The organism is Mesorhizobium waimense (assembly GCF_003601975.1).
Classification (GTDB): domain Bacteria; phylum Pseudomonadota; class Alphaproteobacteria; order Rhizobiales; family Rhizobiaceae; genus Mesorhizobium; species Mesorhizobium waimense.
Map to the genome: position 1 here is coordinate 85,782 of NZ_QZWZ01000022.1, position 26,033 is coordinate 111,814.

General features: G+C 63.8%; 25 protein-coding genes. 9 read left to right on the forward strand and 16 right to left on the reverse strand.

The annotated features are described in order from the left end of the window. Window positions 1-63: 63 nt before the first annotated feature. Window positions 64-2,709 carry an aminopeptidase N gene (pepN, locus tag D3227_RS25000; RefSeq protein WP_120016939.1) on the reverse strand — a complete coding sequence of 882 codons (2,646 nt, stop codon included), beginning with the start codon at window positions 2,707-2,709 and terminating at the stop codon, window positions 64-66. Window positions 2,710-2,864: 155 nt separating this feature from the next. Here pepN and D3227_RS25005 point away from each other — a divergent pair, with 155 nt between their 5' ends. Next, window positions 2,865-5,171 (forward strand): xanthine dehydrogenase family protein molybdopterin-binding subunit, encoded by a 2,307-nt coding sequence (locus D3227_RS25005; protein WP_120016940.1) that lies wholly within the window; start codon window positions 2,865-2,867, stop codon window positions 5,169-5,171. Next, entirely contained in the window at window positions 5,168-6,145 is a 978-nt protein-coding gene (locus D3227_RS25010; RefSeq protein ID WP_120016941.1) for a DMT family transporter, read from the forward strand. The genes D3227_RS25005 and D3227_RS25010 overlap by 4 nt, the downstream gene beginning before the upstream one ends. Before the next feature lie 48 nt (window positions 6,146-6,193). Here the strand turns inward: D3227_RS25010 and D3227_RS25015 are convergent, their stop codons facing one another. The 3 genes from D3227_RS25015 to D3227_RS25030 form a co-directional block, all read right to left on the reverse strand. Next, a complete protein-coding gene (locus D3227_RS25015) occupies window positions 6,194-7,012 on the reverse strand; it encodes a helix-turn-helix domain-containing protein (RefSeq protein WP_120016942.1) in 819 nt (272 codons plus the stop codon). 54 nt (window positions 7,013-7,066) lie between these two features. After that, window positions 7,067-7,948: a uracil-DNA glycosylase gene (locus tag D3227_RS25020; protein ID WP_120016943.1), complete on the reverse strand. Its 882-nt coding sequence runs from the start codon at window positions 7,946-7,948 to the stop codon at window positions 7,067-7,069. 218 nt (window positions 7,949-8,166) lie between these two features. Further along, entirely contained in the window at window positions 8,167-8,811 is a 645-nt protein-coding gene (locus D3227_RS25030; RefSeq protein WP_120016945.1) for a hypothetical protein, read from the reverse strand. Window positions 8,812-9,008: 197 nt separating this feature from the next. Here D3227_RS25030 and D3227_RS25035 point away from each other — a divergent pair, with 197 nt between their 5' ends. Both D3227_RS25035 and D3227_RS25040 read left to right on the forward strand, forming a co-directional pair. Next, window positions 9,009-10,688, forward strand: coding sequence for an electron transfer flavoprotein-ubiquinone oxidoreductase (locus D3227_RS25035; protein ID WP_120016946.1), 1,680 nt, complete (start codon window positions 9,009-9,011; stop codon window positions 10,686-10,688). A 143-nt stretch (window positions 10,689-10,831) separates the two neighbouring features. Beyond that, window positions 10,832-11,431 carry a DUF922 domain-containing protein gene (locus tag D3227_RS25040; protein WP_120016947.1) on the forward strand — a complete coding sequence of 200 codons (600 nt, stop codon included), beginning with the start codon at window positions 10,832-10,834 and terminating at the stop codon, window positions 11,429-11,431. Between the two features lie 62 nt (window positions 11,432-11,493). Here the strand turns inward: D3227_RS25040 and D3227_RS25045 are convergent, their stop codons facing one another. The 5 genes from D3227_RS25045 to D3227_RS25060 all read right to left on the reverse strand — a co-directional run bounded on the left by D3227_RS25045 (window position 11,494) and on the right by D3227_RS25060 (window position 15,182). Then, window positions 11,494-12,522, reverse strand: coding sequence for an endonuclease/exonuclease/phosphatase family protein (locus D3227_RS25045; protein WP_120016976.1), 1,029 nt, complete (start codon window positions 12,520-12,522; stop codon window positions 11,494-11,496). Window positions 12,523-12,624: 102 nt separating this feature from the next. Beyond that, a complete protein-coding gene (locus D3227_RS25050) occupies window positions 12,625-14,085 on the reverse strand; it encodes an AMP nucleosidase (RefSeq protein ID WP_245451861.1) in 1,461 nt (486 codons plus the stop codon). A gap of 117 nt (window positions 14,086-14,202) precedes the next feature. Continuing rightward, window positions 14,203-14,397: a hypothetical protein gene (locus D3227_RS25055; protein WP_120016949.1), complete on the reverse strand. Its 195-nt coding sequence runs from the start codon at window positions 14,395-14,397 to the stop codon at window positions 14,203-14,205. A 40-nt stretch (window positions 14,398-14,437) separates the two neighbouring features. After that, window positions 14,438-14,590, reverse strand: a complete 153-nt coding sequence (locus tag D3227_RS41755; RefSeq protein ID WP_167480829.1) for a hypothetical protein — start codon at window positions 14,588-14,590, stop codon at window positions 14,438-14,440. 250 nt (window positions 14,591-14,840) lie between these two features. Next, on the reverse strand, window positions 14,841-15,182 hold the full coding sequence (locus tag D3227_RS25060; RefSeq protein ID WP_120016950.1) for a DUF2147 domain-containing protein: 342 nt from the start codon (window positions 15,180-15,182) through the stop codon (window positions 14,841-14,843). Between the two features lie 437 nt (window positions 15,183-15,619). Between D3227_RS25060 and D3227_RS25065 the strand changes: the two genes are divergently transcribed. The 3 genes from D3227_RS25065 (at window position 15,620) to D3227_RS25075 (ending at window position 17,482) form a co-directional block, all read left to right on the forward strand. Further along, window positions 15,620-15,886, forward strand: a complete 267-nt coding sequence (locus D3227_RS25065; RefSeq protein WP_006199745.1) for an SEL1-like repeat protein — start codon at window positions 15,620-15,622, stop codon at window positions 15,884-15,886. Window positions 15,887-16,109: 223 nt separating this feature from the next. Further along, the gene (locus D3227_RS25070) at window positions 16,110-16,292 is read left to right on the forward strand and encodes a hypothetical protein (RefSeq protein ID WP_120016951.1); all 183 of its coding nucleotides are present in this window, start codon (window positions 16,110-16,112) and stop codon (window positions 16,290-16,292) included. A gap of 68 nt (window positions 16,293-16,360) precedes the next feature. Beyond that, window positions 16,361-17,482 carry an ABC transporter substrate-binding protein gene (locus D3227_RS25075; protein ID WP_120016952.1) on the forward strand — a complete coding sequence of 374 codons (1,122 nt, stop codon included), beginning with the start codon at window positions 16,361-16,363 and terminating at the stop codon, window positions 17,480-17,482. Between the two features lie 62 nt (window positions 17,483-17,544). Here D3227_RS25075 and D3227_RS25080 read toward each other — a convergent pair whose 3' ends face one another. From D3227_RS25080 to D3227_RS25095, 4 genes are all read right to left on the reverse strand, one after another. Further along, window positions 17,545-19,509 carry an acetyl/propionyl/methylcrotonyl-CoA carboxylase subunit alpha gene (locus D3227_RS25080; protein WP_120016953.1) on the reverse strand — a complete coding sequence of 655 codons (1,965 nt, stop codon included), beginning with the start codon at window positions 19,507-19,509 and terminating at the stop codon, window positions 17,545-17,547. Between the two features lie 49 nt (window positions 19,510-19,558). Continuing rightward, window positions 19,559-19,933 carry a hypothetical protein gene (locus D3227_RS25085; protein WP_120016954.1) on the reverse strand — a complete coding sequence of 125 codons (375 nt, stop codon included), beginning with the start codon at window positions 19,931-19,933 and terminating at the stop codon, window positions 19,559-19,561. A gap of 120 nt (window positions 19,934-20,053) precedes the next feature. Then, window positions 20,054-20,584, reverse strand: a complete 531-nt coding sequence (locus tag D3227_RS25090; protein ID WP_120016955.1) for an O-acetyl-ADP-ribose deacetylase — start codon at window positions 20,582-20,584, stop codon at window positions 20,054-20,056. A gap of 1 nt (window position 20,585) precedes the next feature. Next, complete coding sequence (locus D3227_RS25095; RefSeq protein WP_120016956.1) at window positions 20,586-22,193, reverse strand: carboxyl transferase domain-containing protein; 1,608 nt, start codon at window positions 22,191-22,193, stop codon at window positions 20,586-20,588. 297 nt (window positions 22,194-22,490) lie between these two features. On the opposite strand from D3227_RS25095, the gene D3227_RS25100 reads away from it, so the two are divergent. Further along, the gene (locus D3227_RS25100) at window positions 22,491-22,838 is read left to right on the forward strand and encodes a hypothetical protein (RefSeq protein WP_208646425.1); all 348 of its coding nucleotides are present in this window, start codon (window positions 22,491-22,493) and stop codon (window positions 22,836-22,838) included. Window positions 22,839-22,855: 17 nt separating this feature from the next. Here D3227_RS25100 and D3227_RS25105 read toward each other — a convergent pair whose 3' ends face one another. The 3 genes from D3227_RS25105 to D3227_RS25115 form a co-directional block, all read right to left on the reverse strand. After that, entirely contained in the window at window positions 22,856-24,019 is a 1,164-nt protein-coding gene (locus D3227_RS25105; RefSeq protein WP_120016957.1) for an isovaleryl-CoA dehydrogenase, read from the reverse strand. Between the two features lie 65 nt (window positions 24,020-24,084). After that, a complete protein-coding gene (locus D3227_RS25110) occupies window positions 24,085-24,741 on the reverse strand; it encodes a TetR/AcrR family transcriptional regulator (RefSeq protein WP_120016958.1) in 657 nt (218 codons plus the stop codon). Between the two features lie 72 nt (window positions 24,742-24,813). After that, entirely contained in the window at window positions 24,814-25,098 is a 285-nt protein-coding gene (locus tag D3227_RS25115; RefSeq protein ID WP_120016959.1) for an acylphosphatase, read from the reverse strand. A gap of 204 nt (window positions 25,099-25,302) precedes the next feature. Here D3227_RS25115 and D3227_RS25120 point away from each other — a divergent pair, with 204 nt between their 5' ends. Next, window positions 25,303-25,839, forward strand: a complete 537-nt coding sequence (locus D3227_RS25120) for a MarR family winged helix-turn-helix transcriptional regulator (RefSeq protein ID WP_120016960.1) — start codon at window positions 25,303-25,305, stop codon at window positions 25,837-25,839. Window positions 25,840-26,033: the final 194 nt, after the last annotated feature.

A 26,033-nucleotide genomic window follows, 5' to 3' on the forward strand; every position in this document is an offset into this window, starting at 1 on the left:
TTCAGAGTGCCGGAGCGCTTCAGAGACGAGCACCCCCGGCCTGTGGCCGGACAAGGGGAGGGATCACGCCAGCGTCCGCTCAACGATGTCGCGCAAATCGGCCGAGAGGTTTTCGGCGCTGGCGATCGTCAGCAGCGCCTCCCTGGCCTTGGCCTGCCGGACAGGCTCCAGCGAGCGCCATGAGCGCAGCGCCGTCGCCAGCCTGGCCGCCACTTGCGGGTTGCGCTTTTCGACCTCGAGCACCGTCTCGGCAAAGAAGCGGTAGCCTTCGCCGTCGCGGCGGTGGAAGCCGGTCTGGTTGGCGCTGGAGAACGTGCCGACCAGCGAGCGCACCCGGTTCGGATTGGCCATCGAGAACCCCGCGTGCTTGGTCAGGGCGCGCACCGTCTCGACGGTTTGTGGACCGGGCACGCCGGCCCGGATCTGGAACCATTTGTCCATCACCAATGCATCGCTGCCATACTTCGCCTCGAAATCGGCCAGGGCTTTCGCCGTCTCCGGCGAACCGCGATGGCGGTGCGCGAGCACGGTCAGCGCCGCGGCGCGGTCGGTCATGTTGGTGGCGGAGCGGAAATGCCGGGCCGCGAGTTCGGTGCCTTCCGGCAGCAGCGTGAGATAGTCGAGCAGGATGTTGCGCAGCGACCGCCGCCCGGCGCTCGCCGCGTCCGGGCTGAACGGCCCCTTGTCGGCAAGGCGGTCGTAGAGGCTCGAGAAGGCTTGTTCGTTGGCCTTGGCAATCGCCAGCGCCAGCGCCTCGCGGGCGCTGAAGATGGCGTCCGGGTCGATGCCCTTGCCGATGTCGCGGGCGATGTCGGCCTCGCCGGGAAGCGCCAGCGCCAGCGCCCGGTAGGCCGGCTCCAGCGCCTCGTCGGCGGCGACCCTGCCGGCAAGCTCGGTCAGCCGCGCGATGTAGACCGGCTCTCCTCCACCGAGGATCTGGCGGAAGGCTGCAATCAATGCGTCGGTGAGCAGCGTGTTGAACGCCTGCCAGCGCGAGAAGCTGTCGCTGTCATGGCCGGCCAGAAAGAACTGGTCGTCGGCCTTCTGTTCGACCGAGAGCGTGATCGGCGCGGAGAAGCCGCGGTTCAGCGACACCGCAGGGCGCTCGGCCACGCCCGAGAAGCGCACAACCTGCCGGCGCTTGCGGATGTGGATGACGCCGTCCTCGACGGTGGCGCCATCGACCCCGCTATAGGCGACCGGTCTGCCATCGGCGCCGACCAGGCCGAAGGCCAACGGAATGTGCATCAGCCGCTTGCGGCTCTCCGCCGGCGTCGGCGGCACCGACTGCTCGATCTCAAGCGTGAACTCGCGCGCGGCCGGACTGTGCGTCGAGCTCACCGTCAGGTTCGGCGTGCCGGCCTGATGGTACCAGAGCGCAAACTGCGACAGGTCGCGCCCGGAGACATCCTCGAACACTTTCAGGAAATCCTCGATCGTCGCCGCCTCGCCGTCATGGCGCTCGAAATAGAGATCCATGCCGGCACGGAAGGCATCAGTGCCGAGAATGGTGCGGATCATGCGCACCACTTCCGAGCCTTTCTCGTAGACTGTCGCCGTGTAGAAATTGTTGATCTCGCGGTAGCGGCGCGGCCGCACTGGATGCGCCAGCGGCCCCTGGTCCTCGGGGAATTGATGCGCCCGCAAAGTGCGCACCTCGGCGATGCGCTTGACCGCCCGCGAGCGCTGGTCGGCGGAGAATTCGTGATCGCGAAAGACCGTCAGCCCTTCCTTCAGGCAAAGCTGGAACCAGTCGCGGCAAGTGATTCTGTTGCCTGTCCAATTGTGGAAATATTCATGCGCGATGATCGCCTCGATATTGGCGAAATCGGCATCGGTCGCGGTCTCCTCGTCGGCCAGCACATATTTGTCATTGAAGATGTTGAGACCCTTGTTCTCCATCGCCCCCATGTTGAAGTCGGACACGGCGACGATGTTGAAGACCTCGAGGTCGTATTCGCGCCCGAAGGCTTCCTCGTCCCATCGCATCGAGCGCTTCAGCGCATCCATCGCGTAGCCGGCGAGCCGCTCCTTGCCGGGCTCGACAAAGATGCCGAGCTCGACCGTTCGGCCGGACATGGTGACGAAGCTGTCGGCGACCTTGCCCAGCGCGCCGGCCACCAGCGCGAACAGATAGGACGGCTTGGGGAAGGGATCGTGCCAGACCGCATAGTGCCAGCCGTCGGCAAGGTCGCCGCTGCCGGCCGGGTTGCCGTTGGAGAGAAGCAGCGGCGCCTCGTCCAGCTTGGCCTCGATGCGCACCGTGTAGACCGACAATATGTCGGGACGGTCGAGGAAATAGGTGATGCGGCGAAAGCCCTCGGCCTCGCATTGCGTGCAATAGACAGAGCTGGAGCGATAGAGGCCCATCAGCGTTTCGTTGCCCGCCGGCGCGATTTCGGTCTCGATCAGCAACTGAAAGCGAGGCGCCGACGGCGGCTGGGAAATGGTCAGTTGATCCGGCGTCGCCAGGAACTCCGCGGGCTGAAGTTCGCGGCCATCGATGGCGATGCGCACCAGCGTCAGCCCGTCGCCATCCAGAACCAGCGGTGCCGATGCGGCGACGCCGTCGCGGCGTTCGATCGTCAGTGTTGCAGTGACGCGGGTCGCCTCCGGGGAAAGGCGGAAAACAAGGCTGGTTTCCAAAATGAGATAGTCGCTGGGGCGATAGTCTTCGAGCCTGAAGACATGGCCGGTATCGGTGCGCATTCCCTTGGGTTTCCCGTCGATTTGCGTGGCGGAAAGTGTGTCCGCTGGTCCAGAAAATTTGAAGTCCGCGCTCTTTACACGAAACGGTCACTCGACAAAACTGCGGCAGTGCCTATTTCAGGCACTCGTTTCCCAATCATCATCGCGAGGCATTCATGACCGTCGTCACACCGAAATTCGGCATGGGCGCTTCCGTGTTGCGGCGCGAGGACCAGGCTTTCATCAAGGGGGAGGGGCATTACACCGACGACATCAGCCCTGCCGGCCTGCTGCACGGCTATGTGCTGCGCTCGCCGGTCGCCAAGGCGAGCTTCACCATTGCCTCGACCGAGGCGGCAAGGGCAGCGCCCGGTGTCCATCTGGTGCTGACCGGTGCCGATCTCGCCCATCTCGGCAAGCTGAAGTCCGGTGTCATGCAGCGGCAGCCCGATGGCACGAAGGCGCCGACCCGCGACATCCCGATCCTATGCGGCGACCGGGTCAACTATGTCGGCGATGCCGTCGCCTTCGTTGTCGCCGACAGCCGCGCGCTGGCGCAGGACGCGGCCGAGATGATCGAGGTCGACTACGACAGCGAGGACGCCGCCTCCGGCACCGCCAGCGCGCTGGATGAAGGTACGCCGCTGGTCTGGCCGGAACTCGGCTCCAACCGCGCCTTCACCTACCACATCGGCGACAAGGCCAAGACTGCGGCCGCCTTTGCCAAGGCCGCTCACGTCTCCCGCATCGAGTTCGTCAACAACCGCCTGGTCTGCAACTACATGGAGCCGCGCTCGGCGATCGGCGAGTGGAATGTGGACGAGAACCGCTTCGTGCTGACCACGGGGTCGCAGGGCGTGCACTCCATGCAGTACATCCTCGCCGACCTGTTCAAGATCAACAAGAGTGAACTGCGCGTCATCACGCCGGATGTCGGCGGCGGCTTCGGTCCGAAGAGTTTCGTCTACCGCGAATATCCGCTGGTGCTGGAGGCGGCCAAGCGCCTCGGACGTCCGGTCAAATGGGCGGGCGACCGCACCGAGCATTTCCTCACCGACGCGCAAGGCCGCGACAATGTCGTCAAAGCCGAGATGGCGCTCGACAAGGACGGCCGCTTCCTCGGCATGAAGGTCGAGCTATTGGCCAATATGGGCGCCTATGTCTCGCAATACGGGCCGTTCATCCCCTATGTCGGCGTCACCATGTCGACCGGCGTCTATGATATCGGGGCACTCGACGTGTCGGTGACCGGCCTCTACACCAACACCTGCCCGGTCGATGCCTATCGCGGCGCCGGCCGTCCGGAAGCGGCCCTGCTGCTGGAGAAACTGGTCGACGCCTGCGCCCACGATCTCGGCCTGTCGGTCGAGGAAATCCGGCGGAAGAATTTCATCCGCCCCGAGCAATTCCCCTACCGTACGCAGACCGGCCGTCTCTACGACACCGGCGAATTCGCCGGTCATATGGACCGCGCCATCGAGCAGGCCGAGTGGAAGGCGTTCCCGAAACGGCTCGAACAGTCGAAAGCAGGCGGAAAAATCCGCGGCATCGGCATGGCGACCTATATCGAGGCCTGCGCCTTTCCAGGCTCGGAGCCCGCTTTCGTCGAGCTCAATGGCGACGGCACGGTGACACTGAAGATCGGCACCCAGACCAACGGCCAGGGCCACGCGACGGCCTATGCGCAGTTCCTGTCGGAAAAGCTCAATCTGCCGATCGAAAAAATCCATGTCCGGCAGGGCGACACCGACGAGTTGAAGGACGGCGGCGGCACCGGCGGCTCGCGCTCCATCCCCCTTGGCGGAGTATCGGCTTCTCGCGCCGGGGAGGACCTCGCCAACAAGATCAAGCGCATTGCCGCCGACGAGCTGGAAGCCTCGGCCGGCGACATCGAACTGTCGGACGGCGTCGCCCGCATCGTCGGCACCGACCGCATGATCGACTTTTCCAGCATCGCCAAGGCGGCGAAAACCCCTGACGATCTCAAGGGTTTCGGCGAATTCGTCCAGGACGAATGCACCTATCCAAACGGCACCCATATCTGCGAGGTCGAGATCGACCCCGATACCGGCACGACCGACATCGTGCGCTACACCATCGTCGATGATTTCGGCGTCACGGTGAACCCGATCCTGCTTGCCGGCCAGGTGCATGGCGGTGTCGTGCAGGGTATTGGTCAGGCGCTGACCGAAGACACTATCTATGGCGAGGACGGACAGCTTCTGACGGCGAGCTTCATGGACTATGCCATGCCGCGCGCCGACAATTTCCCGTTCTTCCATTTCGAGACCCGCAACGTGCCCTCGACCACCAACGCACTGGGCATCAAGGGCGCCGGCGAGGCCGGCACGATCGGCGCGACACCGGCAGCACTCAATGCGGTGACCGACGCGCTCTGGCGGGCCTATGGCATCAGGCACATCGAGATGCCGGCAACACCGGCGCGTGTCTGGACCGCGATCCAGGAAGCAACGCCGACGTGACGGCGGAGAAGGGGGCCAAGCCGAAGGCCACCGGCGATCATGCTGTCGGCCACAGCACATTGCGGGGCATCGCGCTCAAGATCGTTTCGGTGGCGGTCTTCGTCGGCATGTCGACCTGCATCAAGGCGGCAGGCACGGTGCCGGCCGGGCAGATCGTCTTCTTCCGCTCCTTCTTCGCCATCTTTCCGATCATCGCTTTCCTCGCCTTCAGGGGAAAGCTCGGCACCGCGTTCACGACCAAACGGCCGTTCAACCATATTGCGCGCGGTGTCGTCGGCGTCGGCGCCATGGGGCTCGGCTTCTTCGCGCTGACCAGGCTGCCGCTGCCGGAGGCGATCACGCTCAACTATGCCCAGCCGCTGCTGGTGGTGGTGTTCTCCTCGATCTTCCTTGGCGAGGCGATCCGAGTCTATCGCTGGAGCGCGGTCGCGGTCGGCCTTGTCGGCGTGCTGATCATCTCCTGGCCAGAGCTGACGCTGCTGGGTTCGGGCGCCGCCCTTGGCGACCAGGAGGTGCTCGGCGTGATTGCAGCGCTGATTGCCGCGGCGATATCGGCCGTCGCCATGCTCCTGGTGCGCAACCTCGTCCAGACCGAGAAGACGGCGACCATTGTGCTCTGGTTTTCGGCGACGGCCAGTGTCATGGCGCTGTTGTCGCTGCCGTTCGGCTGGCAGGCGCTGACGCCGGCGCAGACTGCGCTGCTAGTCGCGGCCGGGTTCTGCGGCGGGCTCGGCCAGATCCTGATGACGGCGGCCTACCGCCATGCCGAGGCCTCGGTCGTAGCACCGTTCGAATACACCTCGATGATCCTCGGCGTCGTCGTCGGCTACCTGGTGTTCGGCGACGTGGCGACGCTCAACATGCTGGCTGGCGGCGCGATCGTGGTGGCGGCCGGCATCTTCATCATCTGGCGCGAGCGGCAGTTGGGGCTGGAGCGCACCCGCACCAGAAAGGCGACGCCGCCGCAGGGGTGAGGCTGACTTCGTTCTGTCGAGTTCCTTCAAACCCCGCGACCTTTCCGGCTACGACACCTTCGCCGCCCGCTCCTTCGCCAGCCGCACCAGCACCGCCCGCGTCTGGTCGTCGGCCGGGAAAAAAGATTCGATCGCCAGTTCCGACAGGGTCACATCCAGCGGCGTGCCGAAGACGGTGATGGTGCTGATGAACGACAGCACCTGGTCGCCATGCGCGAGCTTCAGCGGATGGACAATACCATCAGACTCGACCGGTAGAGGACGACCGCCCTTGAGGCCGGACGGATAGGATCGCAGTTCGCGTTCCAGCTCGATCAGCACCGGGTCGCCGCTGGCATCGTTCTGGTGCTTCAGGCGCTCCAGGAGATGCGCCCGCCATTCCGCCAAATTGACGATGCGCGGCGCGACGCCGCCCGGATGCAGGCTGAGCCGCAGCACATTGACCGGCGGCTTGAGCAACCACGCTTCGCTGACATCCGCCAGCAACGGGCCGATGGCGGCATTCGCCGAAACCAGGTTCCAGTGGCGGTCGACCGCCAGCGCCGGGAAGGGTTCGTGCCCCCTGAGCACGGTCTCGACCGCGGCCATCGCCGGCGCCAGCGAGGCATCGGTGAGCGACCGCTCGCTGAAGCTCGGCGCAAAGCCCGCCGCCAGCAGAAGCTGGTTGCGCTGCCGCAGCGGGATCGAAAGCTGATCGGCCAGATGCAGCACCATGTCGCGCGAGGGTGCCGCACGGCCGCTCTCTACGAAGCTCAGGTGCCGCTGTGAGATCTCGGCTTCCATAGCGAGGTCGAGCTGCGACATGCGCCGGCGCGTGCGCCATTCGCGGATCAGGCTGCCGGCGGCGGAGGTCTGGGCTGTTGTCATGGGTGCATGACTAGGCCGGCGGGAGGCGCATTTCAATTACCTGGGAGGTTATCGCTAAGTGAGCGCCCGCAGCTTCGCCTTCACCTCGAGAAAATCCCGCCACGCCAGCTTCTTGTGCGCCGGCGTCCTCAGCAGATAGGCCGGGTGCAGGGTCGGCATGGCCGGAATGGCGATGCCCGACGCGGTGGTGTGGACGCGCCAGTTGCCGCGGAGCCGCAATATTCCCTCGGTGGTGTTGAGCAAGGTCTTTGCCGAGGGGCCGCCGAGATTGACCAGCACCTTGGGATTGACCAGCTCGATCTGCCTTTCGATGAAGGGACGGCAGATCTCGGTCTCGTGCGGCGTCGGCGTGCGGTTGCCGGGCGGCCGCCACGGGATGACATTGGCGATATAGGCAGAGGTCCGGTCGAGGCCGATTGCCGCCAGCATGCGGTCGAGCAGCCGGCCGGAGCGGCCGACGAAAGGCAGGCCTTCGAGGTCCTCGTCGCGGCCCGGCGCTTCGCCGACCAGCATCAGTTCCGCGTTCGGGTTGCCGTCGGCGAACACCAGGTTCTTGGCGGTGAATTTGAGGTTGCAGCCGTCAAAGGCGGCCATGTGCTGACGCAGCTCCTCAAGCGTCGAGGCCGTCGCCGCCAGTTGTCGTGCAAGTGCGGCCTGCGCCTCGTCGGGCACCGTCGCCGTGCCGGCAGGCACGCGGGCAGGTGGGGCATCCGGCAACCGGCTCATGTCGGGGCGCGAGGGTGGTTCTGGACGGCTTGGTGCTGCGCTTTCGCCGGCTGGCGCGGCTGTCGCCGGCGCGCGCTCCGACCGCTTCGGCGCCGCCTCGGCAAACCGGTTCACCGGCGCGTCCTCGAGCGCGTCGTCGACGCCGGCACTGGCATAGAAGGCGAGCAAGTCGGCGAGGTCGGATCGGTTGATGGGGGAGGCAGCAGTCATGCCGCCACCATTGTCCGCGCCGCGTTGATTTGCAAGGTTTGGACCGTGCGTTGAAGTATGCCGAGATTCGGGTCGGGCCGTGCGTCAAAGACGGGCGCGAAGCGACCAAACAGGTGGGTTCCGAGAACCGGAGCGGAGCGTACATAAAACACGTGAGCACCGGAAGCGCAGGAAATCACCATCTGCAGGCCGGCATCGCTCCCGAATGGCGGCATACTTCACCCGGTGGGTATGCGCGGATCTTGCACCATATAAAACGTCCAGCGCGGCGTGTAGTCGGTGATCAGGAATTCGAAGCGGCCCGTCAGCAGCGGATCGATCTTGCCGTTCTTGAACAGCAGCCGGTCATAGGGTTCGAAGTCGCGGTCGAAATCGGCAAAGCTGCTCGATACGATGTTGTCGGGCGTCTTGTTGCGCTGGTCGAACGACAGGCCATCGCCGAACACGCTCGGCTGGTTGAGGATCTCCTGCAACTCGAACTGGAACTCCACCCAGGCCTGGCCGCTATTGTTGAGCACTTCGATGCGCATGTACATGATGCCGTTGGCGACATCACCGGCTCTGCCGAACGCCTCGATCGGTTTGGTGGTGCGGATGGTCAGCGTCACCGGCGTCGCCGAATTCAGTTCTTCAGTGATGACGATCGGATCGTCTTTGGTGCCGATGCCCGAAACGCCGGTGATGTGGAAGCCGCCGAGCTCGTCGGAAAAGGAATAGGCGCCGGTCGCCCAGACCTTTAGCTGCTCGCCATGGGCCTCGGTGGCAACCAGCGGCGAAAGGAGCAGAAGAGCCACGCGGCAGGCCTGGCCGGGCATGGAGAAAAAGCGCGACAATGAAAAGCCGGATGGCTCAGGCGGGCGCATGGGCCGAAGTATGGCCGATAAGCAAGCCGTCGACCAAACGAAAAAGCGGAGGCAAGATGTTCTTGCCCATCAGCCGCGACTTTTTGTCGAAATCGGTGTTGTCACGTCAGCGCCGGTTTCCCGTCGCGAATTGATGCGCTATGCAGCGGATAAGCCAGCAAGATGCCCGGATGGGATAAGCCAGTGCGGAGGGGTTGATGAGCGACATCGAACGCGAGAGCATGGAATTCGACGTGGTCATCGTCGGCGCGGGCCCTGCCGGCCTCGCCGCTGCGATCCGTCTCAAGCAGGTCAATCCCGAGCTTTCCGTCGTCGTGCTGGAAAAGGGCGGTGAGGTCGGCGCCCACATCCTGTCCGGCGCCGTCGTCGATCCGATCGGCATCGATCGCCTGCTGCCGGGCTGGCGCGAGGAAGAGGGGCATCCCTTCAAGACGCCGGTTACCGACGACCATTTCCTGGTTCTCGGCCCTGCCGGCTCGTTCCGTCTGCCCAACATCTTGATGCCGCCGCTGATGAACAATCACGGCAACTACATCGTCTCGCTCGGCAATGTCTGCCGCTGGCTGGCGACCAAGGCCGAGGCGCTCGGCGTCGAGATCTATCCGGGCTTTGCCGCGGCAGGCCTGCTCTACAATGATGCGGGTGCGGTCACCGGCGTCGTCACCGGCGACATGGGCGTCGAGAAGGACGGAACGCACGGCCCGGGCTTCGCACCGGGCATGGCGCTGATGGGCAAATATGTGCTGATCGGCGAGGGCGCGCGCGGCTCGCTGGCCAAGCAGTTGATCGCCAAATACAAGCTTTCCGAGGGCCGCGAACCGGCCAAGTTCGGCATCGGCCTCAAGGAACTGTGGCAGGTCAAGCCGGAGAACCACAAGCCGGGCCTGGTGCAGCATTCCTTCGGCTGGCCGCTCGACATGAAGACCGGCGGCGGCTCCTTCCTCTACCATCTCGAGGACAACCAGGTCGCGGTCGGCTTCGTCCTCCACCTCAATTACAAGAACCCATATCTGTCGCCGTTCGAGGAATTCCAGCGCTTCAAGACCCATCCGGCCATCGCCGGAACCTTCGCCGGCGCCAAGCGGTTGGGCTATGGCGCGCGCGCCATCACCGAGGGCGGCTTTCAGTCGGTGCCGAAACTGTCCTTCCCGGGCGGCGCGCTGATGGGTTGTGCTGCGGGCTTCGTCAACGTGCCGCGCATCAAGGGCTCGCACAATGCGGTGCTCTCCGGAATGCTGGCGGCCGAGCATGTCGCCGAGGCGATCGGCGCCGGGCGCGCCAATGACGAATTGGCATCCTATGAGGCCGCGTGGCGCGCGACCGACATCGGCAAGGACCTGAAGAAGGTGCGCAACGTCAAACCGCTGTGGTCGCGCTTCGGCACCATCATCGGCGTCGGCCTCGGCGGCCTCGACATGTGGCTGAACACGTTGTTCGGCTTCTCGCCCTTCGGCACGCTGAAACACGGCAAGGCCGACTATGCGACGCTTGAGCCGGCCGCCAAGCACGAGAAGATCGCCTATCCCAAGCCCGACGGCGTGCTGACCTTCGATCGCCTGTCCTCGGTGTTCCTGTCCAATACCAACCACGAGGAAAACGAGCCGGTGCATCTGCTGGTCGCCGACATGGCCCTGCAGCAGCGCTCCGAGCACGATGTCTTTGCCGGGCCCTCGACACGCTATTGCCCGGCCGGCGTCTATGAATGGGTCGACAAGGACGGCAACGCCGCCGCAGACCCGACGGCCAAGGACGTGCGCTTTGTCATCAACGCGCAGAACTGCGTCCACTGCAAGACCTGCGACATCAAGGACCCGAACCAGAACATCAACTGGGTACCGCCGCAAGGCGGCGAAGGCCCGGTCTATCAAAACTTGTAAGCCACGCGCCGACCGGGCCGTCTCGACCGGCGCCGGCAAAGATGCCGGAGAGGGGCCGGTCTATCAGAACATGTGAGACATTAGGGACTGTTGAAACTGCCACGCGCTTATGGTTCCATTCTCGGATGATACGGAGATGGCCAATGCGCTTGGCGGTTCTGACATGCCTTGTGGCGATCACCGCCCTGTGCGGTTCCGCTGCTGCCGCCTCAGGCGGCAGCAAGGTGGTGGTCAAGACCAGGACTTATGACATCACCGGGACCACGGGGCTGGCGCTGATGCAGTCCATGGGCCGCAAGGGGCCGAAGCACGGCTTCATGACGCATGCTATCGCGCAGACCGGCTATACCGTCGATTGGGACCTTGACGCCGGCCAGGACAATGGCGCCTGCCGCATGCGGCGGGCCAACGGCACGCTCAATCTTTTCTATACGTATCCCCGTGTCGCCTCAGCCACGACGCCAGCTCTCCAGAAGCGCTGGAAGCGGTTCTTCACTGGCGTCCGCGCTCATGAGGAGACCCACGGTCGCATCGCCAGGGAGATGATGCGCGCCACCGAGAGGTCGATCCGGGGGCTGAAAGTTGCCGACGACCCGTTCTGCTACAAGACACGCCGCGAGGCGCGGCGGCGCATCGAAGCCGCCTATGCCGTATATGAGGCGAAGCAGAACGCTTTCGATGCCCGCGAGCATCGAAACGGTGGTCATGTCGAGCACCTCATCATCGCTTTGATCAAGCCTTGAAGGGTGGGCTCTGAACCAACCTATGCTGGCGGGACAAAGGGCCGCGTGACGGATCGCGGCAGTCAGCTTTTCGTCTGACCCGACTGCCTCACTGCGGCGAGCGCCGTCTCATGCTCGTCATTGGGCTTCTTATCATCGGGCCGCAGCGAGAACTCGACCATGACCGGAAGGTGGTCGGAGCCGGTGTCCTCCAGCCGCGACGCCGAATGGATGACGACGCCACCCTTGCTGAAGACCTGATCGATCGGCAGCCCGGCGTAGCGCCGCAGGAAGTCCGGCAACCGGAGAAGGATCCAGGTCGGTCCGGCCGAGGGCATCACCGTCAGCCCGCCGAGCGAGGCGACGCGCCGCACGGCCGCGCTCCACGGCACGGCATTGCAGTCGCCCGCCATGATCGCCGTCTCGCCGAGCGAGGCCAGCTGCTGCGACAACTCACCGATCTGCCATGATTGTTCCCGCGGCCATGGCCAGCTGAGATGGATGGCTGCGACATCGACGGCGCTGCCGCCGAAATCGACCTTCGCGATGGCCATCGCGCCGCGCCGTTCACAAAAGGGCTCGGTGCCGGCGACGAACGGTCGTCTGGACAGCAGTGCAACGCCGAACACGCCATTGGGGTAGGGACAGAGGATCCGGTAGGGATAGGCGCTGGCGATATAGCCAAGCTCGGTCGTCCACATCTCCGACACTTCGTCGAGGGTAATCACGTCGGGGTTGGTCCGACCGATCAGCGACAGCACCTTCTTCGGCGTCGGATTGTCGTAGCGCAAATTCATCTGCAGCAGTCTGTAGACGATCTGGTTGGCGGGTTTGGCGTCCGCCTGCACCTGCCACAGGCGAGGCAAGGCGTTCGACGTGGTGGCGAAGGCCGCCAGCGCAAAGACGAGCGCCGCGGCCGCCTGCAGCCGAAACGAGGTGGCAAGCAGCGGCAAGGCGCACAGTGCCATCAGCACGGCCAGATGGACGCGGAAGTGGGAAAAGGAATCGAAAGCCGGATGCAACGTGCCAAAAAACCCGGCCACCAGCGCGACCGAGAGACCCAGCATTGCCGGGAACGCCATCGAAGCCATCATGTTTCGCACGCGTGCCATCAGACCAGGGTTTGCATCGCCGAGGTGTCCAGCCTGTTTATCGGCCAAAATGCGGCCCAATCAAGATGACCAAATGCCTCGCGGGGAGCCTGCGGGCCGCGCCTACTGGAAGGCCGTCTCCGAAAAACTTCGGAGCTTGCGCGAATGCAGCCTTTCCATCGGCATCTCGGCCAGTTTTTCCATCGCCCTGATGCCGATGGTCAGGTGCTGCGCCACTTGCCGCTTGTAGAATTCGGTCGCCATGCCAGGCAGCTTCAACTCGCCATGCAGCGGCTTGTCGGAGACGCAAAGCAGCGTGCCGTAGGGCACCCGGAAGCGAAAGCCGTTGGCGGCGATGGTCGCCGATTCCATATCGAGCGCGATCGCCCGCGACTGCGACAGCCGCTGCACCGGTCCACGCTGGTCGCGCAGTTCCCAGTTGCGGTTATCGATGGTGGCGACGGTGCCGGTGCGCATGATGCGCTTCAAATCGTAGCCGGACAGCCCGGTGACTTCGGCGACCGCCTCCTGCAGCGCCACCTGGATCTCCGCCAGTGGCGGGATCGGCACCCAGACGGGCAGGTCGTCGTCCAGCACATGGTCTTCCCGGACATAGGCATGCGCCAGCACATAGTCGCCCAGCGCCTGCGTGTTGCGGAGCCCGGCGCAGTGGCCGAGCATCACCCAGGCATGCGGGCGGAGCACCGCGATATGGTCGGTGATCGTCTTGGCGTTCGAAGGGCCGACGCCGATATTGACCATGGTGATGCCGCCATGGTTCGGCTTCTTCAAATGATAGGCCGGCATCTGCGGCAGGCGCTGCGGCGGCGTGCCTTCGCCGGGCATGCTTGCCCCGGGGCGGGTGACGACATTGCCTGGTTCGATGAACTCGGCATATCCGCCGCCGCCATTGGCCATCAACTCGCGCGCACGGCCGACGAACTCGTCGATGTAGAACTGATAGTTGGTGAACAGCACGAAGTTCTGGAAATGCTGCGGAGTGGTCGCCGTATAATGCGACAGCCGGTGCAGCGAATAGTCGATGCGCTGCGCCGTGAACGGCGCCAGCGGCCGCGGCTCGCCGAACGCCACTTCGAAGGTGCCGTTGGCGATCTGGTCGTCGGTTCCGTCGAGGTCAGGCACGTCGAACAGGTCGCGGATCGGTCGCTTGATGCGCTCGGCGGCGGCGCCATCGACATGGGTGCCCTCAAGGAAGGCGAAATGCAGTGGGATCGGCGTGGTCGATTCCGAAACGGTGACCTGAACGCCGTGATTGCGCATGATCAGGCGAAGCTGTTCGATGAGATAGCTCTCGAACAGCATTGGCTGGGTGATGGTGGTCGAGAAATGCCCCGGCGTCGGCATATGGCCATAGGCTTGCCGCGAGTCGATCTGGGTGAAGGAACTCGTGGTGACGCCGATCTCGGGGTAAAAGGCACGGTAGCGCTTGTTGTTGTCGCCGCCTGCGGCCAGCGCCGTGAAGGAATCACGCAGGAATTTGGTGTTGCGGTCGTAAAGCACCTGCAAGGCCGCGACCGCCTTCTTGGCGTCGTCGAAGCTCTCCTTGCCGAAAGGCTCCGGCATGACGACCGATTCGATAGCTTGGGGGTAGATTCGCTTTTCCATGGCTCAATATAGAGACTTGGAAGAGCGCTTGGGAGGGGGAGGCGGGCCGAACCCGGCTGAAGCGAGTGTTTTTCTTCAACCGCGTTGCAGGCTGACCAGCAACACAAAGCCCACGCCGGTCTTCTTCAAAGCCGGCGCCTCGATCGTCGAACCGGGATCGGCGCGCATCATCGGCACGGCCAGCACCGGGGCGGCGAGAAGCGTCAGGATGAGCGCTGTCCGCGGCAGGAGCCGAAGGATCATCAGGGCGCTGGTGGCGGTGCGGTTCATGGTCGTTTGCTTTTCTCTGGGTTTCTGGTGCTTTGTCGTTTCAGTGGCGAAGATGGTTCGAACAGCCGAAGCTGCAGGAATTGGCCGCGTCCCAGGAGCGGGCCGGACGGCCTGCTTCGGCGACGAGAATGGCGAACAACATGCCGAACAGGCTCATCAGCAGGCAGACGATGGTGAAGCGGCGAGCGAGCATTGGCGTGGTGTCCTCCTTCAATGCCGAGGAGAATGCCCGAGTGCCTCTGAACCGGCTCTGATGCCGGCGTTCATCTGCCGTTCAAATTGATTGACGCGGCTTTGACGCGGCGCGACGGCCCGGTCTGGAGGCCGCGATCCGCTGCTTGGGCAGCGCAAAGCACCGACCGGCAGCCGGCAGCGGGGTCGGCGCAAAAAAAGAAACGGGGCCGCGAAGGCCCCGTTCTCTCATTCTGTGGCGATGAAGACGATCAGAGCTTGTGCCAGGTCTGGCTCTTGCAGATCAGCCCGCCGAGCACGCAGCCGCTCATCTTGAGCGAGGTTCCCGAAAGCGTCGCCTTGCCGGAATAGGTCTTGTCGTTTGCCGGATCGGTGATGCTGCCGGCATATTTGTTGTCGCCGGCAGGTTTGAGCGAGCCGATGGTCTTGCCGGCATGTTTGCCGGTCTTCAGCGTGATCGAAAATGAGCCGCCGCCAGCGATGGCCGCGGTATCGCCGGCCTGTGTCTTCCAATTGCCTTCGATCGGGTCGGCCCATGCAGCACCCGCCATGATCAATGTGGCCGCCAGGGCCAGGCTCAGTTTTTGATACATGTCTATCCTCCCTATGGGTTTCCGGTGGGGCTCCGTTCCGCCTTCCCGCCCCTTACGCAAACGTAAGCTAATCCAGCTGCCGGAAAAACAAAAGCGGTGCCGCCACGGAAGGTTGCGGGATTTATTAGCTACCCGTCGGCGAACAAATGAAGCGATCTAAGCAGGGCCTTTGGTTCTCGTGGTTAGCGGAGTCTTGATCCCCGGTCTCGGAATTTTCGTCAAATTTTTCGCAAGAAGGCAGAATAGCTGGCTTTGTATCCTTAACGAATTTCCGTGTTTACCTCTTGTTTTAGCTTTGTTTTCCTCAAATTAAGCACGCCATTTAACGACGGATTCAAGGCTCGGCTGCATTCTCGAAAGCATCGAAAGAGCGGCCCCCCAAGGGACACCAAGGGACAGAAGGAGGCAGCTCTCGGGAGCCAGACAGGGGATTTGAAATGGCACGTTTTGAAATGCTTGAAGCCGGCTTCGGCGCCATGGGGGCAACTGCCCAGGCCGACATTCTTTTCGAACTGGGCATGATGTATGCGACCGGCCGCGATTGCGAGACCGATGTCGTCGCCGCCCACAAATGGTTCAACATCGCCGCCATTAAGGGTTCGGTCCGCGCCGCGGAATTGCGCTCGGAATTGTCGGCCGCGATGTCCAAGGTCGAGATCGCCAAGGCGCTGCGCGAAGCGCGCGAATGGATGACGATGCACTAAGCACCGGGCTCCCGGTGCCCGAAGATCAGGTGCAGTGAGATCACGGGGCAGGAACGCTTTTGGTCAAGGCCGCGAAAGACGGCCGGCCCACCAGGGACAAGGTCGCGAGAAGACGGCCATACGAACAAGACCAAGAACACGGCAGGCCAAATCCGGTCAAGCCGTGCGGCAGGCAGGGAAGTAAGCGGGGTTTCGCGGCGCGGGGGCGTTCGGGGAAGCTCCATTGGCAAAAGCCGCGACCGGCCGGGACAAGGCCGGCGCGGCTTTTGGCTGTTTCGGCCCGGCCAAGATCATGGTCATACAACAAGACCAAACCTCGTCGATGACTGAAGTATGTTCGGCGGTGACACAGCGCAGGCCCAATCGAGTGCCGGCGATGCGCCAAGACATGTCGGGCGAAGGGTGAAATTGTCCCGCCTCTGTGGAAGAAGCGTGGCCGGAAGGGTCGCGCGTGAGTGGAGGAGCACTATCACCATGAAAAAATTGGGTATTTTGAGCGCGGCCGTATTGGGCCTGATGATGAGCGCATCGGTTGCGTTCGCCGACGACATCACCGTCTCGGTGGTCGGCCCGATGACCGGCCAGCTCGCCAACATCGGCGACCAGTTCAAGCAGGGCGCACAGGCAGCCGCCGACGCCATCAATGCCGCCGGCGGCGTCAACGGCAACAAGATCAAACTCGACATCCAGGACGACCAGTGCGATCCGAAGCAGGCTGTTTCGGTCGCCAACCGCATCGTCGCCGACGGCACAAAGTTCGTCGACGGCCATGCCTGCTCGGGTTCGAGCATTCCGGCCTCGGCCGTCTATGCCGAAGCCGGTACGCTGATGATGAGCCCGGCGTCATCCAATCCGGAGCTGACCGATGCCGCGGCAAAGGCCGGCTGGCCGACGATCATGCGCCTCTATACGCGCGACGATGCGCAGGGCGCCTTCATCGGCCCGTGGATCGCCAAGAAATACGCCGGCAAGAACGTCGTCATCCTGCATGACAAGAGCGCCTACGGCCAGGGCGTTGCCGACGCCGTCAAGGCGACGATGAATGCCGGCGGCCTCAACGAGGTGAATTACGAAGGCATCAATGCCGGTGAGAAGGACTATTCGGCTCTCGTCACCAAGCTGAAGGAACTGAAGGCAGACGTGGTCTATTTCGGCGGCTACCACCCCGAAGCCGGCCTCATCCTGCGCCAGGCTGCCGAGCAGAACGTCAAGTTCCAGCTGATCATGCCGGACTCGATCGCCTCGCCGGAATTCTGGCAGATCGCCGGCCCGGCCGGCGAAGGCACCATGTTCGTCTTCCCGTCGGACCCGCAGGCCAAGCCCGAAGCCAAGGACGCCATCGCCAAGATCAAGGCCGGCGGCTTCGTGCCGGAAGGCTTTACGCTGTTCTCCTATGCCGTGGTCCAGGCTTTTGCCGAAGGCATCAAGCGCGCCGGCAGCGATGACCCGGCCAAGGTCGCCGAAGCGCTGAAGAACGGCCAGCCGATCAGCACCGTTGTCGGCCAGGTCACCTTCGACGAGAAGGGTGACCTGAAGAACGCCAGCTACGACATCAACCAGTGGCACGACGGCAAATATGCGCCGATCCAGCCGTGATCTTCTCTACCTGACAGTTGGAAATGGCCGGGGCTTGCCCGGCCATTTTCATTTTCGGGCAGCTATCCCTGGTCCTGCTCGGCAAAGCGCACCAGCACGGTGCCGTCGCTGACCTGCGCGCCCTCGACCGCGATCTCGGCGATCACGCCGTCATGCGGCGCGGCAATCGTGTGTTCCATTTTCATTGCTTCCAGGATCAGCAGTGGCTGGCCCTTGGTGACGGCGTCGCCTTTGCCCACGCGCACCAGCTTGACCAGGCCAGGCATCGGTGCTCGCAGGGTGTCTGAAGCGGCGGCGGCTTCGTCCGTCTTGGCCAGCGGATCCGGCACCGCGAAATTGTAGCTGGTCGCGCCCTCGAACACGGTGATGTGGCCGGGCCAGCGGGCGAGGCGAGGGACGGCGCGAAGATCGTGCGAATTGACAGCTTCATAGGGAGCGTCCAGCGCGACCTCGAAGCGTCCGTCCTGCCGCACCGAAACCCGCGCGAGGATATCCTCCTCGCCATGGCGCAGCCGCGTGCGCCGCGCCACCGTGTGGAAATGCGCATAGCCGGAAAGCGATGACCAGGGATCGTCGGACGGCGCCTGAACTCCGGCACCAGACGCCGCGAGCGCTGCCGCGGCGACGGTCTCGCCGCTCGGCGGCGGGACGACGGTCAGCGCCTCCTGATGCCGGCCGATCAGACCGGTGTCGACATCGCCGGCCGAAAAATCCGTATCGGTGGCAAGCGCCGCAAGAAACGCGGTGTTGACCGTCGAGCCGGCGATTTCGGTCTGCGACAACGCGGAGCCGAGCGCATCGAGTGCCGCTTGCCTGTCGCTGCCGTGCACGACCAGCTTGGCGATCATCGGGTCGTAGAAGGGCGAGATCGCATCGCCCGCCCGCACGCCGGTCTCGATGCGTATGGTAGCGCCTTCGGGTGCTGCGTCGGGAAATTTCAGATGATGCAGCGTGCCTGTCGCCGGCAGGAATCCCTTTGCCGCGTCCTCGGCATAGATGCGTGCCTCGATGGCGTGGCCGGAGAGCGTTATTTCGCTCTGTGTCTTCGGCAGCTTCTCGCCGGCCGCTACCCTGAGCTGCCACTCGACCAGGTCGGTGCCAGTGACCATTTCGGTGACGGGATGTTCGACCTGCAGGCGGGTGTTCATCTCCATGAACCAGAAGCGGTCCGCCTTCAGCCCTTGCGAGGCATCGACGATGAACTCGATCGTGCCGGCGCCGGAATAGCTGATCGCCTTGGCGGCCTTCACCGCCGCTTCCGTCATCGCCTTGCGCAATGCCGGCGTCATGCCGGGAGCGGGCGCTTCCTCGATCACCTTCTGGTGGCGGCGCTGCGCGGAGCAGTCGCGCTCGTAGAGATGCACGGCGTTGCCGAAATTGTCGCCGAACACCTGCACCTCGATGTGCCTGGGCTTGTCGACATATTTTTCCACCAGCACGCGGTCGTCGCCGAACGCCGCCTTGGCCTCGCGGCGCGCGCCCGACAGGGCTTCGGAGAAATCGTCGGGATGCTCGACCCGCCGCATGCCCTTGCCGCCGCCGCCGGCGCGCGCCTTGATCAGCACGGGATAGCCGATCTCGCGCGCCTTGGAGGCGAGCAGCACGATCTCCTGCGCCTCGCCATGATAGCCGGGCACCACTGGCACCCCAGCCTTTTCCATCAGCCGCTTGGCCGCGTCCTTCAGCCCCATGGCGCGGATCGAGGCCGCCGACGGGCCGATGAAGGTGAGCCCCGCCGCGGTCACCTGGTCGACAAAGTCGGGGTTTTCCGAAAGGAAGCCGTAGCCTGGGTGGATCGCTTGCGCGCCCGTCGCCAAGGCCGCGGCGACGATCTTGTCTCCGCGCAGATAGCTTTCGCCGACCGGCGAGGCGCCGATATGCACGGCTTCGTCGGCCATCGTGACATGCATGGCTTTGGCGTCGGCGTCGGAATAGACGGCGACGCAGCACACGCCCATCTTGCGCGCGGTGCGGATCACCCGGCAGGCGATCTCGCCGCGATTGGCGATCAGGATCTTGGCGAACATGGAGCCTCCCGGGTTTGCTTCGGGCGGCGCCAGTCTGGCAGGAACCAGCCTACTTGGAAGCTGCGATCTCGCAAGCTCCGCCGGTTGTCACCTTGTAATGAGCGCGGGTGGCCTTGCAGGATTTCATCGCCAGGTCCTCGGCCGCCTTCTGCGATTGCGCATTCAGATGCGCGCCGCAGATGATGTAGATCGACGTCACCCGCATGTAGGGGGTGGTCGCATAGGCCGAGTGGCCGCTGGCCGCCACATAGGCATTGTATGCCTTGGTGCAATCGGATTTCGGGTTTCCCGACAAAGTCGGGTGGAAATGAATATCGCCCTTGTTTCCAGCCAGAGATGCCGTCGACCCGACGCCGGGTATCGCGAATATAAGCAATCCTGCAAGTATCGAGACAGTCGTCTTGCGAAAGTATTTCAGTTCCATTTTCACCCCATGCCCATTGGAAAGTGCAGGATGAGCAATAGCGCCTAATTTCCGGCGCCGCCAGTTCTGGAATGAAAAATCGCACTTCGAGCTGTGGATCGGTCGCTTCGGCCATGCAGTCTAGGCTCCACGATGGGCAGCAACGACCTGCCGGTATAGTTCGGCTGTCTGCTCGTCGAAACAGCAGAAGATGACGGCTTCTGGAGCCGTGTTCTTCTCCATGAAGGCGTCTACCGTGGCGACGGCAATCGCCGTCGCCTCATCCTTCGGGTAGCGGTAGACACCGGTGGAGATCGCCGGAAACGCCACCGTCCGGCATTCTCGGCCCGCGGCAAGTTCGAGTGAGCGGCGGTAGCAGGAGGCGAGCAGTTCGGCCTCACCCTTGCCGCCGCCTTGCCAGACCGGTCCGACCGTGTGGATGATGTAGCGGGCCGGCAGCCTGTACCCTTTGGTGAGTTTGGCGTCGCCCGTCTTGCAGCCGTTCAGCATCCGGCATTCGACCTCAAGCTCGGGACCGGCCGCTCGGTGGATTGCGCCATCTACTCCGCCGCCACCGAGCAGCGACGAATTGGCGGCATTGACGATGGCGTCGACAGCCAGCTTGGTGATGTCGCCGGTGTGGACACTGATCCTGCTGCCGACTTCGCTCATCTCACATCCTGAACACGCCGAAGCGTGTCTCCTCGATCTCGGCATTGAGCGCGGCCGAGAGGCTTAGCGCCAGCACCTCGCGCGTCTTCGCCGGGTCGATGATTCCGTCGTCCCAGAGCCGCGCCGAGGAATAGAGAGGATGACCCTCATGCTCGTATTTCATCAGGATCGGCTTCCTGAATTTCGCTTCCTCTTCGGCGCTCCACTCACCGCCCTTGCGCTCGATGCCCTCGCGCTTGACCATGGCCAGCACCGTTGCGGCCTGCTCGCCACCCATCACCGAGATGCGGGCGTTCGGCCACATCCACAGGAAGCGCGGTGAATAGGCGCGGCCGCACATGCCGTAATTGCCGGCGCCGAACGAGCCGCCGATGATCATGGTGACCTTCGGCACCTTGGCGGTGGCGACCGCCATGACCAGCTTGGCGCCGTCCTTGGCGATGCCGCCGGCCTCGTATTTGCGTCCGACCATGAAGCCGGTGATGTTCTGCAGGAACACCAGCGGGATCTTGCGCTGGCAGCAAAGCTCGATGAAATGCGCGCCCTTCAGCGCGCTTTCGGAAAACAAGACGCCATTATTGGCGATGATGCCGACCGGCATGCCGTGGAGATGGGCAAAGCCGGTGACCAATGTGGTGCCGTAGTTCTGCTTGAACTCGTCGAACTCCGAACCGTCGATGACACGCGCGATCACCTCGCGCACATCATAGGGCTGACGCAGATCCGTCGGCACGATGCCGTAGAGCTCATGCGGATCGTGAAGCGGTGGATTCGATTTCTGTAAGTTCAGGCTTACGGCCTTGTTCCGATTCAGGTTCTTGACGATGCGCCGGCAAATGGCCAGCGCGTGTTCGTCATCCATCGCGTAGTGGTCGGCAACGCCGGAGAGCCGCGTGTGTACGTCGGCGCCGCCGAGTTCCTCGGCGCTAACGTCCTCGCCAGTGGCAGCCTTCACCAGCGGCGGGCCGCCGAGGAAGATGGTCGCCTGGTTGCGCACCATGATCGTCTCGTCCGACATCGCCGGCACATAGGCGCCGCCCGCCGTGCACGACCCCATGACACAGGCGATCTGCGGAATGCCCGCCGCCGACATGTTGGCCTGGTTGTAGAAGATGCGGCCGAAATGCTCGCGGTCGGGAAACACCTCGTCCTGGTTGGGCAAATTGGCGCCGCCGCTGTCGACCAGATAGACGCAGGGCAGATTGTTCTGCAGCGCGATCTCCTGCGCGCGCAGGTGCTTCTTCACCGTCAACGGGTAATAGGTGCCGCCCTTCACCGTGGCGTCGTTGACGACGACCATGACCTCGGTGCCCTCGACACGGCCGACGCCGGCGATGAGGCCGGCCGCGGAGATGTCCTCGCCATACATCGACCAGGCCGCGAACTGGCCGATCTCGAGGAAGGGCGAGCCGGTGTCGAGCAACTGGGCAAGGCGCTCGCGCGGCAGAAGCTTGCCGCGGCCCTGGTGGCGCTCGCGCGCCTCATCCGAGCCGCCGCGCTCCACGCTCACCGCTTTCTCCGCGATGTCGGCAACCAGCGCCCGCATGCGCTCGGCATTGGCGTGAAAGGTTTCGGAGGAAGGGGAGATTTGGGTTTGCAGCGTGGCCATTTTGTCGTCGTTTCCTCACCTTGATGCCGCAGCGGAAGCGGTGTATCAGCGCGCCCCCGAACGTCGCGTGTCTTGCTTAGCATGCGGCGTTCATTTTTGAGCGACACCCTCTGGAGGCAAAGATGAAAGGCATGGACATGCATTTCACAAGACGTCTCCCTTCGGCATTGGGCTAGCGCCGCCGAAGGGCGGCATTCCACATCCCAAATTTGAGCAAGAGGACACGGCGCCTGCGCGTGCCGTGGGTGTCATCATGTATGTGCGGTTTGTAACGCCGCTGATCCATCCGGAAGCCGGGTGGAGACCGGCTTTTTCCGGGCGTCCTGGTATCTGTACCGGAACGGCTGCCCCGATTGGATTCACGACGAACTGCAGGACCAGTTCGACTGGTTCAACGAGCACCTGCCCGTTCCCGGTCGGGTTGGCCGGCATTTCAGGCGCCGCAATTCGATCTGGGGCATCTGCTGGTTCGATCCGGGTGCCAGGGAAGCAATCAGCCGCGCCCGCTACTGTGCATGGCTGATCGAGGAAGGCGGCTTGCCGGTACGGTCGATTACGTCCTGGCAACAGCGCGAGGTTCTCTGGCGCGATTCGCATCAGGTCGTCGCCAGGCCCACCACTGACCTGCCGAGGGCATTCGGCTGAGGTGGCGGAGGGGAGCATCACACCCCCTCCGCCATGATCTCGCGGCCGATCAGCCAGCGGCGGATTTCGCTGGTGCCGGCGCCGATCTCGTAGAGCTTGGCGTCGCGCAGCAGTCGGCCGGTCGGATAGTCGTTGATATAGCCATTGCCGCCGAGCAACTGCAGCGCGTCGAGCGCCATCTGAGTCGCCTTTTCGGCGGCGAACAGCACGCAGCCGGCGGCGTCCTTGCGTGTCGTCTGGCCGCGGTCGCACGCGGCGGCCACGGCGTAGACGTAGGCGCGGGCGGCGTTCATCACCGTGTACATGTCGGCCAGTTTGCCCTGCACCAGCTGGAACTCGCCGATCGGCTGGCCGAACTGCTTGCGCTCATGCACGTAAGGGATAGCCACGTCGAGGCAGGCCGCCATCAGCCCGATCGGGCCGCCGGCAAGCACTGTGCGCTCATAGTCGAGGCCCGACATCAGCACCTCGACGCCGCGTCCTTCCTCATGCAGTACATTGTCGAATGGCACCTCGACATTCTCGAACACCAGTTCGCCGGTATTCGAGCCGCGCATGCCGAGCTTGTCGAGTTTTTGCGCCACGGAAAAGCCGGCCATCGCCTTCTCGACGATGAAAGCGGTGATGCCGCGCGAGTGACGCTCCGGATCGGTCTTGGCATAGACCACCAAAGTCTCGGCATCCGGACCGTTGGTGATCCACATTTTCGAGCCGTTGAGCACATAGCGGTCGTTGCGCATTTCGGCGCGCAGCCTGAGCGATACCACGTCCGAGCCGGCGCCGGATTCCGACATCGCCAGCGCGCCGACCTTTTCGCCACTGCAGAGCGGCGGCAGGTATTTCTCCTTCTGCGCCGGCGTCGCCCAGCGGTTGATCTGATTGACGCACAGGTTGGAATGGGCGCCGTAGGAAAGGCCGACCGAAGCCGAGGCGCGCGAGATCTCCTCCACCGCCACGACATGCGCGAGATAGCCCATGCCGGTGCCGCCGAAATCGGGATCGGCGGTGATGCCGAGCAGGCCAAGTGCGCCGAGCTCGGCCCACAGATGCGCCGGGAATTCGTTCGAGCGGTCGATCTCGGCCGCGATCGGCGCGATCCTGTCCTGGGCGAAGCGCCGCACCAGGTCGCGCAGCGCCTCGATGTCTTCGTCAAGCCCGAAGCTGAGCGTGTTCGTGTACATGCCTTTCCTCCTGCCGCATGACCCCGAAAATCGACTTCGATTTTCGGAAGGGATCATGCGTGAAATCAAAGTGCTACAGCGTCCTTCGCGCGTCCGAAGGGACGCGCGGCGTTGTAGGTACCAGTGTCGATCCTCGCGCCAACGAGGCGCATTGTCATCGAAAGATATGACGCCGTGACCTCGGCGATCGACAGCCGCTCGCCGGGCCGGAACCAGACGATGACGCCGGTCATCATCTGGATCAGCGCCATGGCGGTCAGGCCGGTGTCGTCGATGTCGAAAGCGCCTGTCTCCACGCCGTCGCGCAGGATGGCGCGCAGTTCTTTCTCGTAAGCCGTGCGCAGGCGCAGGATCTGCGTCAGCCGCTCATGCGACAGGCTGCGCAACTCCATGTTGGAGACATGCGTGGCGTGGCGGCGTTCGATGTGGAAGGCGATGTGGTTCCGGACATAGGCGGCGAGCCGCGCCGCCGGGTCGGCCGTCGCGGGGCGCGCCGCTGTCCACGCCGCGGTCAGGCCCTCCATGTGCTCGCGCATCAGCATGAACAGCAGGTCTTCCTTGGTCGGAAAATAGCGGTAGAGCGCGGCCGCCTGTACGCCGACTTCGCTGGCCAACTGGCGCATCGACATCGCTTCATAGCCGAGACGCGCGATCAGGCTGACCGCCGCCTCGCGGACGGCAGCCTCGGTCTTTTCGCCATCGGAACCTGTCGTGCGGGCCATGCTCACCTCATCGAGGCAAATAATAAAACAAACGTTCAATTAATTCAAGAGGGCGCAATCTGCGTGCCCTGTTCACACAACGATCGTGAAGCTCGTTGGCGCGGTCCAGGAGTCGAGTTCCTCGACGTCAACGCGCGAGACCGATGCGCCCGCCGGGCCTTTCCAGAGGCGTTGGATCATTGACGAGACCGCGGCGTCGGCTCCGGCCATCCGCGCCGTCACCGAACCATCGCTTTCGTTGCGCACCCAGCCGGCAAGGCCGAGCCGGATGGCTTCGCTTCGCGCCCAGACCCTGTAGCTGACGCCTTGCACTCTGCCGAAAACGCGCGCCTGCACGGCCCTTTGCCGATCATTCATCGCTCGCCCCGAAGCGTCTCCATGCAATTGTGCACATGAATCTGGCGCTTCACCCGGCGAATGCAAGCCGCTTCCATCGGGATCGCGGGGGCCGAATGCTCACGTCCTAGGCTGCAGATGGATGACTCAATCCAATAAATAGTTGACTTGATCAAATAATTGAGGATGAGTCCAGCGGCGGATATCGTTTGAGGAAGGCCTGACATGCCGGTCGAACGCAATGCCCTGGTCGGCGACATCCGCCGCTTCAACCGGTTCTATACCGGCCTGATCGGGCTGCTCGACGAGACCTTGACGCACAGTGCCTATACGCTGACCGAGGCGCGGGTGCTGTTCGAGCTGGATCGCAGGTCGGGCGCTCCTGCTGCCGATACGGGTGGCACGGCGGGTTTTCTTGCGCGGATGTTCCATCTCGATATCGGGCCGGCGGCCTCCGAAATGGCCAGGGAGCTGCGGCTCGAACCGACTTATCTCACGCGTATCCTGCGAAAATTCGCGGCTACCGGCCTGACCGAAATGCGCGCCGACCCGAACGACCGGCATCGCCGCCGCCTGTCCCTGACGGCCTGCGGCAATCGGGCATTGGCAAGGTTGCAGATGACGGCGAACCAAGACCTCGCCCGCCTGACGGCCGGCCTTGCCGATGACGAAGCCCAGCAGCTTTCAGACGCGTTGAAACGGGTCACGCGCCTGCTCGGCGGCGACATGGGTGAAACCGCTACGAGCGGAAATCGCCAATAGGCATGCCGCTTGGCGAGTGCGCGCGCTCCCGAAAGTCGGGCCATGCGCTAGGACCAATCGACATTCAGGATTGAACGAAGCCGCTGACGCGGCATTTGGCGGGTCGGTTTGCGGGTGAAGCTTCTGTTTTGGAGGATTGCGGCTGTTGAAGCGCAATCTTGAGAACAGGAGCAATAAAATGGCCGAGTTGAGCC

Excerpts from the sequence above, each read along its gene's own strand:
- D3227_RS25095 (WP_120016956.1), bottom strand. The coding sequence starts at position 22,193 with ATGGCCACGCTGCAAACCCAAATCTCCCCTTCCTCCGAAACCTTTCAC.
- D3227_RS25040 (WP_120016947.1), top strand. The coding sequence starts at position 10,832 with ATGCGCTTGGCGGTTCTGACATGCCTTGTGGCGATCACCGCCCTGTGC.
- D3227_RS25055 (WP_120016949.1), bottom strand. The coding sequence starts at position 14,397 with ATGAACCGCACCGCCACCAGCGCCCTGATGATCCTTCGGCTCCTGCCG.
- D3227_RS25115 (WP_120016959.1), bottom strand. The coding sequence starts at position 25,098 with ATGAATGATCGGCAAAGGGCCGTGCAGGCGCGCGTTTTCGGCAGAGTG.
- D3227_RS25035 (WP_120016946.1), top strand. The coding sequence starts at position 9,009 with ATGAGCGACATCGAACGCGAGAGCATGGAATTCGACGTGGTCATCGTC.
- D3227_RS25045 (WP_120016976.1), bottom strand. The coding sequence starts at position 12,522 with ATGGCACGCGTGCGAAACATGATGGCTTCGATGGCGTTCCCGGCAATG.
- D3227_RS25080 (WP_120016953.1), bottom strand. The coding sequence starts at position 19,509 with ATGTTCGCCAAGATCCTGATCGCCAATCGCGGCGAGATCGCCTGCCGG.
- D3227_RS25050 (WP_245451861.1), bottom strand. The coding sequence starts at position 14,085 with ATGCCGGAGCCTTTCGGCAAGGAGAGCTTCGACGACGCCAAGAAGGCG.
- pepN (WP_120016939.1), bottom strand. The coding sequence starts at position 2,709 with ATGCGCACCGATACCGGCCATGTCTTCAGGCTCGAAGACTATCGCCCC.
- D3227_RS25030 (WP_120016945.1), bottom strand. The coding sequence starts at position 8,811 with ATGCGCCCGCCTGAGCCATCCGGCTTTTCATTGTCGCGCTTTTTCTCC.
- D3227_RS25015 (WP_120016942.1), bottom strand. The coding sequence starts at position 7,012 with ATGACAACAGCCCAGACCTCCGCCGCCGGCAGCCTGATCCGCGAATGG.
- D3227_RS25090 (WP_120016955.1), bottom strand. The coding sequence starts at position 20,584 with ATGAGCGAAGTCGGCAGCAGGATCAGTGTCCACACCGGCGACATCACC.
- D3227_RS25105 (WP_120016957.1), bottom strand. The coding sequence starts at position 24,019 with ATGTACACGAACACGCTCAGCTTCGGGCTTGACGAAGACATCGAGGCG.
- D3227_RS25065 (WP_006199745.1), top strand. The coding sequence starts at position 15,620 with ATGGCACGTTTTGAAATGCTTGAAGCCGGCTTCGGCGCCATGGGGGCA.
- D3227_RS25110 (WP_120016958.1), bottom strand. The coding sequence starts at position 24,741 with ATGGCCCGCACGACAGGTTCCGATGGCGAAAAGACCGAGGCTGCCGTC.
- D3227_RS25120 (WP_120016960.1), top strand. The coding sequence starts at position 25,303 with ATGCCGGTCGAACGCAATGCCCTGGTCGGCGACATCCGCCGCTTCAAC.
- D3227_RS25005 (WP_120016940.1), top strand. The coding sequence starts at position 2,865 with ATGACCGTCGTCACACCGAAATTCGGCATGGGCGCTTCCGTGTTGCGG.
- D3227_RS25060 (WP_120016950.1), bottom strand. The coding sequence starts at position 15,182 with ATGTATCAAAAACTGAGCCTGGCCCTGGCGGCCACATTGATCATGGCG.
- D3227_RS25075 (WP_120016952.1), top strand. The coding sequence starts at position 16,361 with ATGAAAAAATTGGGTATTTTGAGCGCGGCCGTATTGGGCCTGATGATG.
- D3227_RS25085 (WP_120016954.1), bottom strand. The coding sequence starts at position 19,933 with ATGGAACTGAAATACTTTCGCAAGACGACTGTCTCGATACTTGCAGGA.
- D3227_RS25020 (WP_120016943.1), bottom strand. The coding sequence starts at position 7,948 with ATGACTGCTGCCTCCCCCATCAACCGATCCGACCTCGCCGACTTGCTC.
- D3227_RS41755 (WP_167480829.1), bottom strand. The coding sequence starts at position 14,590 with ATGCTCGCTCGCCGCTTCACCATCGTCTGCCTGCTGATGAGCCTGTTC.